This window comes from Streptomyces sp. NPDC047853 (assembly GCF_043204535.1).
Classification (GTDB): domain Bacteria; phylum Actinomycetota; class Actinomycetes; order Streptomycetales; family Streptomycetaceae; genus Streptomyces.
In genome coordinates, this window is record NZ_JBIDCI010000001.1 from 556,262 (window position 1) to 569,639 (window position 13,378).

Below are 13,378 nucleotides of genomic sequence, written 5' to 3' on the forward strand. Positions count from 1 at the left end.
GCCGCATGCTGCTCGAAGTGCGCGACCTGCACGTGGAGTTCCGCACCAGGGACGGCGTCGCCAAGGCCGTCAACGGCGTCAGCTACGGCGTGGACGCGGGCGAGACCCTGGCCGTCCTCGGCGAGTCCGGCTCCGGCAAGTCGGTCACCGCCCAGACGGTCATGGGCATCCTCGACGTGCCGCCGGGCCGCATCACCGGGGGCGAGATCCTCTTCGAGGGCCGGGACCTGCTGAAGCTCAAGGAGGACGAACGCCGCAAGGTCCGCGGCGCCGAGATGGCGATGATCTTCCAGGACGCGCTGTCGTCGCTGAACCCGGTCCTGACCGTCGGCGACCAGCTCGGCGAGATGTTCACCGTGCACCGGGGCATGTCCCGCAAGGACGCCCGCGCCAAGGCCGTCGAACTGATGGACCGCGTGCGCATCCCGGCCGCGAAGGAGCGGGTGCGGCAGTACCCGCACCAGTTCTCCGGCGGCATGCGCCAGCGGATCATGATCGCCATGGCGATGGCCCTGGAGCCGAAGCTGATCATCGCCGACGAGCCCACCACCGCCCTCGACGTCACCGTCCAGGCCCAGGTCATGGAACTCCTCGCGGAACTCCAGCGCGAGCTGCACATGGGCCTGATCCTCATCACCCACGACCTGGGCGTGGTCGCGGACGTCGCCGACCGGATCGCCGTGATGTACGCGGGCCGGATCGTGGAGACGGCGCCGGTCCACGACATCTACAAGGCACCGGCCCACCCGTACACCCGCGGCCTGCTGGACTCCATCCCGCGCCTGGACCAGAAGGGCCAGGAGCTGTACGCCATCAAGGGCCTGCCGCCCAACCTCACCCGCATCCCGCCCGGTTGCGCCTTCCACCCCCGCTGCCCGATGGCCCAGGACGTCTGCCGCGCCGACGTACCGCCGCTGTACGAGGTGACGGAGTCGGAGTCGGAGCGGGGCAGCGCCTGCCACTTCTGGAGGGAGTGCCTGCATGGCTGAGCCGATCCTGGAGGTCCGGGGCCTCGTCAAGCACTACCCGCTCACCACCGGCATCCTCTTCAAGAAGCAGGTCGGGGCCGTCAAGGCGGTCGACGGCGTCGACTTCCACCTCGACCGCGGCGAGACCCTCGGCATCGTCGGCGAGTCCGGCTGCGGCAAGTCGACGGTCGCCAAGATGCTGGTCAACCTGGAGCGGCCGACGGCCGGGGAGATCCGCTACAAGGGCGAGGACATCACCCGGCTGTCGGGCAAGGCGCTGAAAGCCGTGCGCCGCAACATCCAGATGGTCTTCCAGGACCCCTACACGTCCCTCAACCCCCGGATGACGGTGGGCGACATCATCGGGGAGGCGTACGACATCCATCCGGAGGTCGCCCCGAAGGGCGACCGGCGACAGCGGGTCCAGCACCTGCTCGACGTGGTCGGCCTGAACCCCGAGTACATCAACCGCTATCCCCACCAGTTCTCCGGCGGCCAGCGCCAGCGCATCGGCATCGCCCGCGGACTCGCCCTGCGCCCGGAGATCATCGTCGCGGACGAACCGGTCTCGGCCCTCGACGTGTCCGTGCAGGCGCAGGTGATCAACCTGATGGGCCGGCTCCAGGACGAGTTCGACCTGTCCTACATCTTCATCGCCCACGACCTGTCGATCGTCCGGCACATCTCGGACCGGGTCGGCGTGATGTACCTCGGCCGCATCGTGGAGACCGGCCGGGACGCCGAGATCTACGACCACCCCACCCACCCGTACACCCAGGCCCTGCTGTCCGCCGTGCCGGTGCCCGACCCTCAGGCCCGGGAGCACCGCGAGCGGATCATCCTGACCGGTGACGTCCCCTCGCCCACCGCCATCCCCTCCGGATGCCGCTTCCGCACCCGCTGCTGGAAGGCACGGGAGCGCTGCGCCCTGGAGGTCCCGGCGCTCGCGGTACCCGCCGAGTTCCGGCACGCCACCGGCCCCGCGGCCCACGACTCGGCGTGCCACTTCGCGGAGGAGAAGCAGGTGGTGCCGCCGGAGACGGACGGCGACGGCGACGGCGGACGGAAGGGCGGGCGCGGCAGCGGGCCGGGGTGACATGGCACTCCCCGGCCCGCTCACGGCACCCGCACGGCCGCACGCTGATCAGCGTCGCGCGTCCGTATATCGGTACCGCTTCGGTCGAGTTGCCCGCGTGTTAAAGCGGTCGGCCGGCGTGGAACACGCGGTGGCCGCGCCCCCGCCGCCCCCGGCCCCGGACGCAGCGGCGATGCGCCCCTGTGCGGCCGTACGCCGACTGCCGCGGAAGCACGATGTCCGCGGGGACCTTCGGGAGGGCCCGGCCGCGAGGGGCCGGCGAAGCGGACCGGGGTGCGCCGGGCCGTCCCGGTCCGCCTCCTTCCGCGGGCTCAGGTGGCGGGACCGAGCGACCGCTTGAGGAAGTCCACCTGGAGCAGCAGCAGGTTCTCGGCGACCGACTCCTGCGGGGTCATGTGCGTGACGCCGGACAGCGGCAGCACCTCGTGCGGGCGGCCGGCCGCCAGCAGGGCCGAGGACAGGCGCAGGGAGTGGGCGACGACCACGTTGTCGTCCACCAGCCCGTGGATGATCATCATCGGGCGGTGCGGCTCGGCCGCGTCCACCAGGCCCGCGTCGTCGATCACCGAGTTGCGTCGGTAGACCTCCGGCTGCTCGTCGGGGTGGCCGATGTACCGCTCCTGGTAGTGCGTGTCGTAGAGGCGCAGGTCGGTGACCGGGGCGCCGACGACCGCGGCGTGGAAGACGTCCGGCCGTCGCAGGGCCGCCAGCGCCGCCAGGTACCCGCCGAAGGACCAGCCGCGGACGGCGACGCGGTTCAGGTCGAGCGGGAAGTCGGCGGCGAGGGCGTGCAGCGCGTCCACCTGGTCCTGGAGCACGACGGCGGCCACGTCGTCCTTGATGGCCTTCTCCCAGGCGGGGGACCGTCCGGGCGTGCCCCGCCCGTCGGCGACGATCACCGCGAACCCCTGGTCGGCGAACCACTGCGAGGTGAGGTGGGCGTTGTGCGCGGCGACCACGCGCTGGCCGTGGGGGCCACCGTACGGGTCGAGGAGGACGGGGAGGGGGGTGTCACCGTGGTAGTCCCTTGGCATAAGCACGGCGCACGGGACACGGCGTGCGCCCCCCTGCGTGAGCGTCACGCGCGGGGACAAACCGGGGTCTTCGGCGTAGGAGGCCACCGTCGCGACCGGCTTTCCGTCCCGCAGCACCTGAGCCCGGGCGCCGGGCCGGTCGAGCGTCGCGGAGACGAGAACGGTCACGCCCCCGGCGCGCACCGCCGAGTGCACGCCGGCCTCCTGCGAAACGCGCTCCACGCCGAGTTCGTTGACCCGGTACACATGCACTTCACCGGTCTCCGGCTCGGCCGCCTCCGCACCGGCGGACGCCGAGACCAGCACGTCGTCGCCGGAGACGTCCAGTACGGCCCGCAGGTGCAACTGCGCTCCGGTGAGCGGTCGTTCCCCCACCGCCAGCACCCGCGCACCACCCTCGTCGGTGATCCGTACGAGCTGCCCGGAAGGGCTCCAGCAGGGCACCCCGGGGAAGAGTTCCAGCCAAACTGGATCTTCGTCGGCGTGCACCATCCGGGTCGTGCCGGACTCGGTGTCCACGGCCAGGAACAACTGGCTGCGCTGGTCGCGCGCCTGGACGAGGAGGAGCGGCGCACCCGCCGCTGACCAGTGCACTCGCGCCAGATACGGATACCGCGCCCGGTCCCAGAGGACCTCCGTGCGCCCCCCGTCCAGCCCGATCACGAACAGCCGCACGTCCGCGTTGGCGGTGCCCGCCGCCGGGTACGGCACGTGGTGTGGATCACGCTCGGGGTGGGCCGGGTCGGAGATCCACCAGCGGCTGACCGGCGTGTCGTCCACGCGCGCCACCAGCAGCCGATCCGACTCCGGACCCCACCAGAAGCCCCGGCTGCGCGCCATCTCCTCGGCGGCGATGAACTCGGCCAGCCCGTAGGTGACGCCCTCCGCGTCGGCCTCGGCCAGCGCCCTGTCCCCGTCCCCCTCGGCCCCCACCACGCGCAGGGCGCCCTGGGTGACGTAGGCGATGTGCCGTCCGTCGGGGGAGGGGCGCGGGTCGATCACCGGGCCCGGGGCGGGCAGTTCGCGTGCCGTCCCGGCCCGCAGCTCGGCCGCGAAGAGCCGCCCCGACAGGGCGAAGGCGGCCAGCTCGACGGCCGAGTCGGTGGCGTAGCCGACGATGCCGGCGCCGCCCTCGCGGCTGCGCTCACGCCGGGCCCGCTCCTCGGGCGACAGGTGCTCCTCGGCGCCGCCGAGCAGGGCGCGCGGGTCGGCCGCGACGCGCTCCCCGCCCTCCTCGACGTCGAGGACCCACAGTGCGTTGGCCCGGTCCGTACCGGAACCGGAGCGCAGGAAGGCGACCCGTGAACCGTCGGGTGCCACGGTGAACGAACGCGGCGCGCCGAGCGTGAACCGCTGGGTGCGGGCGTGCCGTTTGGGGAAGGAATCGGACTCCGTCGTCATGCCCTGACCATATTGGCCATGCGCCCCCTTGTGCGGCCGTGCGCCGAGAGATGCGCGCGCACGGATAGTTATGATCACTAGCGCATAGTGGGTACCAACCAGATGCCCGCTGCGTGGATTTATCTGCTCCGAGCTCTGACTGCGTCCGACCCCCCGTGTCCCTGGGCCCATTGGAGGTGAGCCGCCGTGGCACTCTCGATTTCGGCGGTTGTGCTGCTGGCGATCATCGTCTTCCTGCTGGTCAAGAAGTCAGGACTGAAGGCGGGGCACGCGGTCGTGTGCATGCTCCTCGGCTTCTACCTGGCCTCGTCGACCGTCGCGCCCACGATCAGTGAGCTGACGACGAACATCGCGGGGATGATCGGGAGCATCAACTTCTGACCCGGCCGCCCACCCGGCCGTACGCCGGCCCGCGCCCGGACGGTCTCCCGCGTGAGGAGGACGGGCGCGCGGCCTCATAGGGTGGTCCCATGACGGAACAGCCCGCCCGGCGTCTGCTGCTGGTGCACGCGCACCCGGACGACGAGTCGATCAACAACGGCGTCACCATGGCCAGGTACGCGGCCGAGGGCGCCCACGTGACCCTGGTGACCTGCACCCTCGGCGAGCGGGGCGAGGTCATCCCGCCCGAGCTGGCGCACCTGACGGGGCCCGCGCTCGGCGGGCACCGCCGCGACGAGCTGGCGGCCGCGATGCGCGCGCTCGGCGTGGACGACTTCCGGCTGCTGGGCGGGCCGGGGCGCTTCGCCGACTCGGGGATGCTGGGCCTGCCCGACAACGAGGACCCCGGCTGCCTGTGGCAGGCGGACGTCGACCGGGCCGCCGCGCTCCTCGTCGACGTGATCCGCGAGGTGCGCCCCCAGGTCCTCGTCACCTACGACCCCGACGGCGGCTACGGCCACCCCGACCACATCCAGGCCCATCGCATCGCCATGCGCGCCGTCGAGCTGGCGGACGAGGCCGGCTGCCCGGTCGCCAAGGTCTACTGGAACCGCGTGCCGCGCACCGTCGCCGAGGACGCCTTCGCCCGCCTCCGCGACGAGCTGCCCGGGCTGCCGTTCGACAAGGCGGCCGGGGTCGAGGACGTCCCGGGTGTCGTGCCGGACGAGGTGATCACCACCGAGATCCGCGGCGACGCCCCCGCCCGCGCCGCCAAGGCCGCCGCCATGCGCGCGCACGCCACGCAGATCACCGTGGCCGAGCCGTACTTCGTCCTCTCCAACGCACTGGCCCAGCCGCTCTTCACCACCGAGTACTACGAACTGGTGCGGGGCGAGCGGTCCGGTGACGCGGGCGCCCGCGAGGAGGACCTGTTCGCCGGGCTCGGGCTCGGGACCGGGACCGGGGCCGGGGCCGGGGCCGGTTCGGGCATCGGGGCCGGGATCGGAGAGGCCTCGTGAGCGGGCGGAACGAGCCGGCGGCCTCCGCCCTGGCCCAGCCGCTGCGGGCACCGTCCCTCGGCCGGGCCGCCCTGTACCTGGGCCTCTTCCTGCTCGGTGCCGTGGTCGGGGTGGCCGGGGCACTGCTGCAGCCCGCGTGGTTCCCGGGCGGGCTGCTGCTCGCGCTGGCCGCGGAGGCGGGCCTGTGTCTCGGCGCGGGCCGGGCCGTGGGGCGCCGGGGCGGGGCCGTCGCGCCCGCCGCGGGATGGGCCCTCGCCGTGGTCCTGCTCACCACCAGCCGTCCGGAGGGCGACTTCCTCTTCGCCGCGGGAAGCGGCTCCTATCTCTTCCTGCTCGGTGGCATCGCCGTCGCTGTGATGTGCGCCACCCTCGCGCCGGTGCGGCAACCGGACGGCGGCGCCGACCGACTTCGCAAGTGACGTACTGCTTCGCCATGACGTCGGCGTGGGAGTCCCGTGTGGGTTTCCCCGGCGGTCCCGGGATACACGCGGGAAGTGGCCAGTATGGTGGTGCGCGCCGCCGGGCCGCCCGCTCTGAAGGGGTGACGGGCGGCGGAGCCAACCGGGAGAACCTGCCTTGAGTCGTGAAACTGACAGTTCGTCCTCCGGGCCCCACGGGCGCGGCGGAGCCGCATACCCGTCGGGCACCCCGCCCTACGGGACACCCACGGCTCCCGACGCCGGTGCGGACGCGGGCCGTTCGGCCTCGCGGCCGGAGGAGCGCAAGACCGAGACGACGCTGACGACCCGCATCCGGATCAACATCCCCGGATCACGGCCCATCCCGCCGGTCGTCATGCGCAAGCCCGTCGCGGACGCCGAGGGCGACACCGCCGACGCGGAGACGGCCGAGCGGCCCGAGCCGGGCCCCGCCGTCCCCGCGAGCGCCGGCGAGACTCCCGCCGAACCCGCGCAGCACTCCGGCCCGGCCGACGACAAGCCGGCCAGCGACTGGTTCGCGCCGCGCAAGTCCGGCCCGGGCAAGGGCGCGCAGGGCGGCGGCGCGGCCAACGGCGCCGCTCAGCCCGGCGGTTCGACCCCGGCGCCGACCGCTCCCGGGGCCGGTGCTCCCGGCACCGGTGCCGCCGCACGCCCGGGCGGCGGGAGTGGCCGTCCCGGTGGCGTCGTCGGCTCCATGAACGTGCCGGGCGGCTCCCGGTCCGGATCCACCAACGGGGCCGGGATGTCCGGCGCCACCGGCGGTCCGGTGGCGCCCGGTCACGGCGGCGGCACCGGCTCCTTCGACGTGACCGAGGCCCTGGCGGCGGGCCCGCTGGGCAACGGCAACGGCAACGGCAACGGCAACGGCAACGGCAACGGCAACGGCACGGGCACCGGCCCAGGGGCAGACGGCGGCGGACCGCGTCGCGACGACCTGCCGTACTTCTCGGGGAACGGCCAGGGCCACCAGGCCGCCGCGCCCCGCGGCGAGCAGCACGGCCCGAACGGGCAGTCGCCGTACGGCGGTGGCCCCGCGGGCCCGACCGGCGGCCCGGTCACCGGCGACAGCGCCCTGACGACGCCGCCACCGGTCGCCGACCTCGGCCTCCCGGGCAGGCCCACGGGCCTCGGCGCCCCCCAAGGACAGACCGGGCCCGCGCCCGACGGCATGCGCGGCCCCGACAGCCTGCGTGGACCGGGCGGCCCCGCGGGCCCGGGTGGTCCCGGAGGCCCGGGTGGTCCCGCAGGCCCGGGCGGCCCGGGCATGCCCCAGGGCCCCGGTGCCGCCGCTGCCGCCGCCGGTCCCGACGCCGCCCGGCGCGGCCCGGGCGGCGAGCTGAGCGACGACACCGCGATCCTCACCCCGCAGAAGCCGGTTCCCCCCGGCTACGGCAACCCGGACAACGTCTCCGGCAACACCGTCACCAGCGGCATCCCCGTCGTGCCGGCCGACCGGAGCACGCCGTTCCAGACCGCCGCGCCCGCCGACGGACCGCTGCCGCACACCCCGCCGAAGCTCCCCGAGCCGGTCTCCGCGCCCCCCGCCGGGTCCAACAAGCCGGCCAAGAAGAAGGGGCGCGGCAAGCTTCCGCTCCTCGTCGGCGGCCTGGTCGTGATCGCCGGTGTCACCTACGGCGCCGGCCTGCTCATGAACCGCTCCGACGTCCCCAAGGGCACCAGCGTGCTCGGCGTCGACATCGGCGGCGGGACCCGCGACGACGCCGTCGAGAAGCTGGACGACGTCCTCTCCGCCCGCGCGAGCAAGCCGCTGAAGCTCACGGTGGGCGGCGAGACCGTCTCCCTGAAGCCTGACCAGGCGGGCCTGCAGATCGACACCCAGGCCACGGCCAGCTCCGCGGCCAAGAGCGACTACAACCCGGTCTCCGTGATCGGCTCGCTCTTCGGACAGCAGCGGGTCGTGGAGCCGGTCATGCCCGTCGACGAGGAGAAGCTGCACGCCGCCCTGGAGGACGCCGCCGGTGGAGCGGGGTCGGCGACCGAGGGCACGATCAAGTTCCAGTCCGGCAAGGCCGTGCCGGTGTACGGCAAGGCGGGACAGGGCATCGACGTCGACAAGTCGACCGAGGCCGTCGCGGCGGCGTACCGCGCCCAGGTGGAGACGGGCACCGCCACCTCGGTGAACGTGCCGACCACCGCCCAGCAGCCCACGGTCTCCAAGGCCGAGGTCGACCGGATGCTGAAGGAGTTCGCCGAGCCGGCGATGTCGGGCATCGTCACCGTCGAGGCGGGCGGGGTGGAGGTCAAGTTCAGCCCCCAGAACTCCCTGTGGAAGTTCCTCGCCGTCGAGCCGGTCGACGGCAAGCTGGTCGAGAAGTACGACAAGGCCGCGCTGAAGGAGCTGTACGGCGGCGCGTACGACGGCGTGCTGATCACCCGGGGCAACGGCGAGAAGACCCCCGTGACCCCGGAGGACGTCATCAGCGCCATGCGCCCGGCCCTGAAGAGCAAGACGGATCGCGTCGCGGTCATCGAGACCAACCCGACCTGACACGACCCGACGGCAGGGGGCGCCCGGTGACCGCCGGGCGCCCCCTGCCGACGTCGAGAAGGGCGGAGGCCACCGCCGGAGCGCCGGGGTGGCCTCAGTTGAGCAGCGCGCGGGCCGCCCGGGCCTCCCCGCGGATCTCCTCCGCGACCGCCTCGTCCACCGCCGCGACCACCTCGGCGTACGCCTCCAGCTCACCGGCCCCCGCCGTGAACTCCCCGCGCTGCACCAGCAACCGGGCCCGCTCGTACCGCAGCCGCGCCGCATGGGCCGGGAGCAGCAGCGCCAGCTCGATCGCCCACAGGCCGACGTCCGACCGCTCCGGCCGGGCCGCCGCCCAGGCCCGGATGTTGTTCAGGATGCGCGCCACCACGTCCAGCGGCGCCGCGGGCTCCAGCATCGAGGCCCGCAGGCCGGCCCCCGTGGCACCCGCCACCAGCGCCTCCGCGTCGTTCCCGCTCAGTACCCGCCCGCCGTCGAAGGGATCGACGAGCACCCGCTCCTGTCGCGACCCGGACGCCGGACCGGACTCGGGCCCGAACCCGACCACGAAGTGCCCCGGCAGCGCGACCCCGTACACCGGGGCCCCCGCCCGTCGGGCCACCTCCAGCCACACCACGGACAGCAGGATCGGCAGCCCGCGCCGGCGCCGCAGCACCTCGTGCAGCAACGACGAATCGAGGCGCTGGTAGTCCGCCGGGACCCCGTGGAACCCGTAGCGCCCGCCGAGCAGGTCCCGCACCGCCACCGCCCAGGCCTCCGGCGAACCCGGCCGGAACGGCAGCTGTCCGGCCAGCCGGTCCAGCTCCACCTGCGCGGCGTCCAGCCCCGCCTCGTCCAGCGTCCCGTCCGCCTGCGCGCCCACCAGCAGGCAGAGCGCCGCCAGGTCGGGCCGCTCGGACCGCGCCTCCTCGGCGAACCGCCGCCGCAGGTCGGCGGAGCGTTCCGGTGACGGGGGACGGGGGTGACGCATAGCCGGTTCGTGCCCTTCCACGGCGATCGGTTACCGGTCCGTCCCGGCATCCGCCGGTTCCCGGTAGTGGTGGTACGCGTGATGCGCGGCGAAGCCCATCCCCGCGTAGAGCGCCCGCGCCCGGGCGTTGTCCGTCTCGACCTGGAGCCAGGCCGCCGACGCGCCCTCGTCGAGCGCCCGCCCGGCCAGCGCGGCCATCACGGCGGTCGCGAGCCCCCGGCGGCGCAGCGCGGGGTCGACCTCGACGGCCGCGAAGGAGGCCCACCGCCCGTCCACGACGCACCGCCCGATCGCGGCCGGGGCACCCCCGTCCGCACCCGGAACCGTCGCGAACCACACCGACGGCCCCCCGCCCAGCACCCGCAGGGCCACCTCGCTCACGCCCTTGCGCTGGTACCGCGCGAGCCACGCCTCGTCCGCCTCCCGGGCCAGGACCACACCGGCGCCCTCCGCCCGGTCGGCGACCGGTGCCAGCGCGCCGGTCCACACCTCCGCCGACACCTCCCGCGCCCAGCCCCGCCGCTCCAGCTCGCCGCAGAGCATCTCCTGGGTGCCCGCGGCGCCGGTGGCGGTCTGCACGTACGCGGGCAGTGAGCGTGCGGCGTACCAACCGCGTACGGCGGTCAGCGCCGCGTCGAGCGGCAGACCCGGATCACCCAGCGGCAGCACCGAGTTGGCCCGCCGCGTGAACCCGGCGGCGGCCCGCAGCTCCCAGTCGCCGAGCCACTCGCTCTCCACCGGCCGCCACGCCCGTGAGGCGGCCCGCGCCAGCTCCGCGTAGGTGGCGGCGGGACCGCGTCGACGGGCGGGCGCGGACGGCACGACCTTGCCCGCGACCAGCGTGGATTCCGGGACACGCACACTCTCGCCGCTCTTGCGTGTGATCAGCAGCACACCCTTGTCCCATGATGTGAGAACACCGACCGTATCGGTGAACTTCTCACCCGCCGCACCAGCTTCGCTCAAGCGCCGCACGGAGACTCGTTTGCCCACGTCAGCAGCGGTGATACGGACATCGAGACGCCCAGCGGCAGAGATTTCCACGGGTCGGTCCACCCCTCCTGTTCGGATCATGCCCAAGAACGGAGATACTAGGGGCGGGCATCGACGACGCCGCGCTCCCGCGCGCCAGGCGGCGGAGCCTGAGGAGGCCCGCCAGCGCCCTATCGAGGAGGAACGACAGCGTGACCTACGTCATCGCGCAGCCTTGTGTCGACGTGAAGGACAAGGCGTGCATCGAGGAGTGCCCGGTCGACTGCATCTACGAGGGCCAGCGGTCCTTGTACATCCACCCGGACGAATGCGTCGACTGTGGTGCCTGTGAGCCGGTCTGCCCGGTCGAGGCGATCTTCTACGAGGACGACACTCCCGAGGAGTGGAAGGACTACTACAAGGCGAACGTCGAGTTCTTCGACGAGCTCGGCTCGCCCGGCGGCGCCAGCAAGCTGGGGCTGATCGAGCGCGACCACAGCTTCATCGCCGCGCTGCCGCCGCAGAACCAGTAGGAGCGGCCCCGCACCGCGCCGCCTCGGTCCCGTACGGCTGATCGCCCCTGATCGGTGCCGTGCGGGACCGAGGCGTTCTCGCCGCTCGAGCCGCACCGAGAAAGTGAGCCAGAAACCGTGTCCGCAGTCTCCGATCGCCTTCCCACCTTCCCCTGGGACAGGCTGGAGCCGTACAAGAAGACGGCCGCCGCGCACCCCGACGGCATCGTCGACCTCTCCGTCGGCACCCCGGTCGACCCGGTCCCCGAGCTGATCCAGAAGGCCCTGACCGACGCGGCGGACTCCCCGGGCTACCCGACGGTCTGGGGCACCCCGGCACTGCGCGACGCGATCACCGGCTGGCTCGGGCGCCGTCTCGGCGCCCGCGACGTCACCCATCGCCACGTGCTGCCCATCGTCGGTTCCAAGGAACTCGTCGCCTGGCTCCCCACCCAGCTGGGCCTCGGCCCCGGCGACAAGGTGGCCTTCCCACGCCTGGCCTACCCGACCTACGAGGTCGGCGCGCGGCTGGCCCGCGCGGCGTACGAGGCGTACGACGACCCGACCGAGCTGGACCCGTCGGGGCTGCGGCTCCTGTGGCTCAACTCCCCGTCGAACCCGACCGGCAGGGTCCTGTCCCAGGCCGAGCTGACCCGCGTCGTGGCCTGGGCGCGCGAGCACGGCGTCCTCGTCGTCTCCGACGAGTGCTACCTGGAGCTGGGGTGGGAGGCCGACCCGGTCTCCGTCCTGCACCCGGACGTCAACGGCGGCTCCTACGACGGCCTGGTGGCCGTCCACTCGCTGTCCAAGCGCTCGAACCTCGCGGGCTACCGCGCGGCCTTCCTGGCGGGCGACCCGGCGGTCCTCGGCCCGCTCCTGGAGATCCGCAAGCACGGCGGCATGATGACGTCCGCGCCGACGCAGGCGGCCGTGGTGGCGGCCCTCGGCGACGACGAGCACGTCCGCGTCCAGCGCGAGCGCTACGCGGCCCGCCGCACGGCGCTGCGCGAGGCGCTGGCCGGTCACGGCTTCCGCATCGAGCACAGCGAGGCCAGCCTCTACCTCTGGGCCACCCGCGAGGAGTCCTGCTGGGAGACGGTGGCCCACCTCGCCGAGTGCGGCATCCTGGTGGCCCCCGGCGACTTCTACGGCCCGGCGGGTGAGAACTTCGTCCGGGTCGCCTTCACGGCGACCGACGAACGCGTCGAGGCGGCGGTGCGACGCCTGACGGCCTGAGCGGACGGCCCGTGAGCCCACGGGCTCACGACCGAGGGCACACGCAAGGCGAGGGGGCCCGGGAAACTCCCGGGCCCCCTCGTCGCACAGGTCGGCGACCGTCAGCCGAGCGGCAGACCCTGCACCGGCAGCGAACCGGCGGCGGGCAGGCCGCCCTTGCCCAGCGCGTCCGTCGGCAGGCCGCCCTTGGTGGCGGTCCCCGCGGTGTCACCGACGATCTCGCCGGCGGAGCCGGCCGCGTCCCCGGCGGCCTTCTGCGCCACGGGCGTGGTCTTCTTGACGACCGAGCCACCGGTCTTGCCGGCGGCCGGCACGGTCTTCTTGACGGCCTTGCCGCCGGTGTCGCCCGCGGTCTGCGTGACGTTCTGGGCCGCGGCGTCGACGGTGTTGCCGACGTTCGCCCCGTCCAGGGCGGTCAGTCCCCCGAGGTTCGGGGTGGCCGGCAGTTCGGGAGCCGCGCTGGCGGAGCCGGCCGCACCGACCCCGGCAGCCGCTCCCGCAGCGACGAGCAGCGCGGCACGGGCGATCCGGCGGGTCAGGGGGAGGGACATGATGCTCCTTCGACGGAAAGTCAACGATGGGTGATCCGACCGTGCCCGGCGAGTGATCCACCGGGCTCGGACGCAGTGACTACCGCTCGAAGGCCGCGAAGGTTGCGGCGGCACAACGTAAAGAGTTGGTAATGCGTCGCATTATCGGGTGCACAGAAAAACGGGCAAAAGGTGGCCGGTCGAAAAGCCCGCCGCATCCTCACAGCCCTTGGTTTCCCTGGCCTCCGGCGGGTTCGGGGACGACGGCGCGGACATCCGCGCACCGCCCGGCCGGGCCTCGGCGCCGGTA

The 13,378-nt window shown here is 73.6% G+C and carries 12 protein-coding genes; 8 read left to right on the forward strand and 4 right to left on the reverse strand.

Annotated features, from left to right (window positions below; translation table 11 throughout):
- Positions 1–5: 5 nt before the first annotated feature.
- Positions 6–989 (forward strand): ABC transporter ATP-binding protein, encoded by a 984-nt coding sequence (locus ACGF5T_RS02605; protein ID WP_361017807.1) that lies wholly within the window; start codon positions 6–8, stop codon positions 987–989.
- Positions 982–2,064: a dipeptide ABC transporter ATP-binding protein gene (locus ACGF5T_RS02610; protein WP_356604258.1), complete on the forward strand. Its 1,083-nt coding sequence runs from the start codon at positions 982–984 to the stop codon at positions 2,062–2,064. The genes ACGF5T_RS02605 and ACGF5T_RS02610 overlap by 8 nt, the downstream gene beginning before the upstream one ends.
- A gap of 311 nt (positions 2,065–2,375) precedes the next feature.
- On the opposite strand, the gene ACGF5T_RS02615 is transcribed toward ACGF5T_RS02610, so the two are convergent.
- On the reverse strand, positions 2,376–4,499 hold the full coding sequence (locus tag ACGF5T_RS02615; protein WP_366766084.1) for a prolyl oligopeptidase family serine peptidase: 2,124 nt from the start codon (positions 4,497–4,499) through the stop codon (positions 2,376–2,378).
- A gap of 186 nt (positions 4,500–4,685) precedes the next feature.
- On the opposite strand from ACGF5T_RS02615, the gene ACGF5T_RS02620 reads away from it, so the two are divergent.
- The 4 genes from ACGF5T_RS02620 (at position 4,686) to ACGF5T_RS02635 (ending at position 8,848) form a co-directional block, all read left to right on the forward strand.
- Positions 4,686–4,880, forward strand: a complete 195-nt coding sequence (locus tag ACGF5T_RS02620) for a hypothetical protein (protein WP_029393692.1) — start codon at positions 4,686–4,688, stop codon at positions 4,878–4,880.
- A gap of 89 nt (positions 4,881–4,969) precedes the next feature.
- Positions 4,970–5,899, forward strand: a complete 930-nt coding sequence (gene mshB / locus ACGF5T_RS02625; protein WP_366766086.1) for an N-acetyl-1-D-myo-inositol-2-amino-2-deoxy-alpha-D-glucopyranoside deacetylase — start codon at positions 4,970–4,972, stop codon at positions 5,897–5,899.
- Positions 5,896–6,318: a DUF6113 family protein gene (locus ACGF5T_RS02630; RefSeq protein WP_356604264.1), complete on the forward strand. Its 423-nt coding sequence runs from the start codon at positions 5,896–5,898 to the stop codon at positions 6,316–6,318. The genes mshB and ACGF5T_RS02630 overlap by 4 nt, the downstream gene beginning before the upstream one ends.
- 157 nt (positions 6,319–6,475) lie before the next feature.
- Complete coding sequence (locus ACGF5T_RS02635) at positions 6,476–8,848, forward strand: hypothetical protein (RefSeq protein ID WP_366766087.1); 2,373 nt, start codon at positions 6,476–6,478, stop codon at positions 8,846–8,848.
- Between the two features lie 94 nt (positions 8,849–8,942).
- Here the strand turns inward: ACGF5T_RS02635 and ACGF5T_RS02640 are convergent, their stop codons facing one another.
- Together ACGF5T_RS02640 and ACGF5T_RS02645 are read right to left on the reverse strand one after the other, a co-directional pair.
- A complete protein-coding gene (locus ACGF5T_RS02640; protein WP_356604268.1) occupies positions 8,943–9,818 on the reverse strand; it encodes a transglutaminase-like domain-containing protein in 876 nt (291 codons plus the stop codon).
- Positions 9,819–9,848: 30 nt separating this feature from the next.
- Positions 9,849–10,862 carry a GNAT family N-acetyltransferase gene (locus tag ACGF5T_RS02645; protein WP_356604270.1) on the reverse strand — a complete coding sequence of 338 codons (1,014 nt, stop codon included), beginning with the start codon at positions 10,860–10,862 and terminating at the stop codon, positions 9,849–9,851.
- 140 nt (positions 10,863–11,002) lie between these two features.
- Between ACGF5T_RS02645 and fdxA the strand changes: the two genes are divergently transcribed.
- Positions 11,003–11,323 carry a ferredoxin gene (gene fdxA / locus ACGF5T_RS02650; RefSeq protein WP_006603298.1) on the forward strand — a complete coding sequence of 107 codons (321 nt, stop codon included), beginning with the start codon at positions 11,003–11,005 and terminating at the stop codon, positions 11,321–11,323.
- 117 nt (positions 11,324–11,440) lie between these two features.
- Positions 11,441–12,538, forward strand: coding sequence for a bifunctional succinyldiaminopimelate transaminase/glutamate-prephenate aminotransferase (locus ACGF5T_RS02655; protein ID WP_366766088.1), 1,098 nt, complete (start codon positions 11,441–11,443; stop codon positions 12,536–12,538).
- A 101-nt stretch (positions 12,539–12,639) separates the two neighbouring features.
- On the opposite strand, the gene ACGF5T_RS02660 is transcribed toward ACGF5T_RS02655, so the two are convergent.
- Entirely contained in the window at positions 12,640–13,089 is a 450-nt protein-coding gene (locus tag ACGF5T_RS02660; RefSeq protein WP_356604274.1) for an ATP-binding protein, read from the reverse strand.
- Positions 13,090–13,378 lie beyond the last annotated feature (289 nt).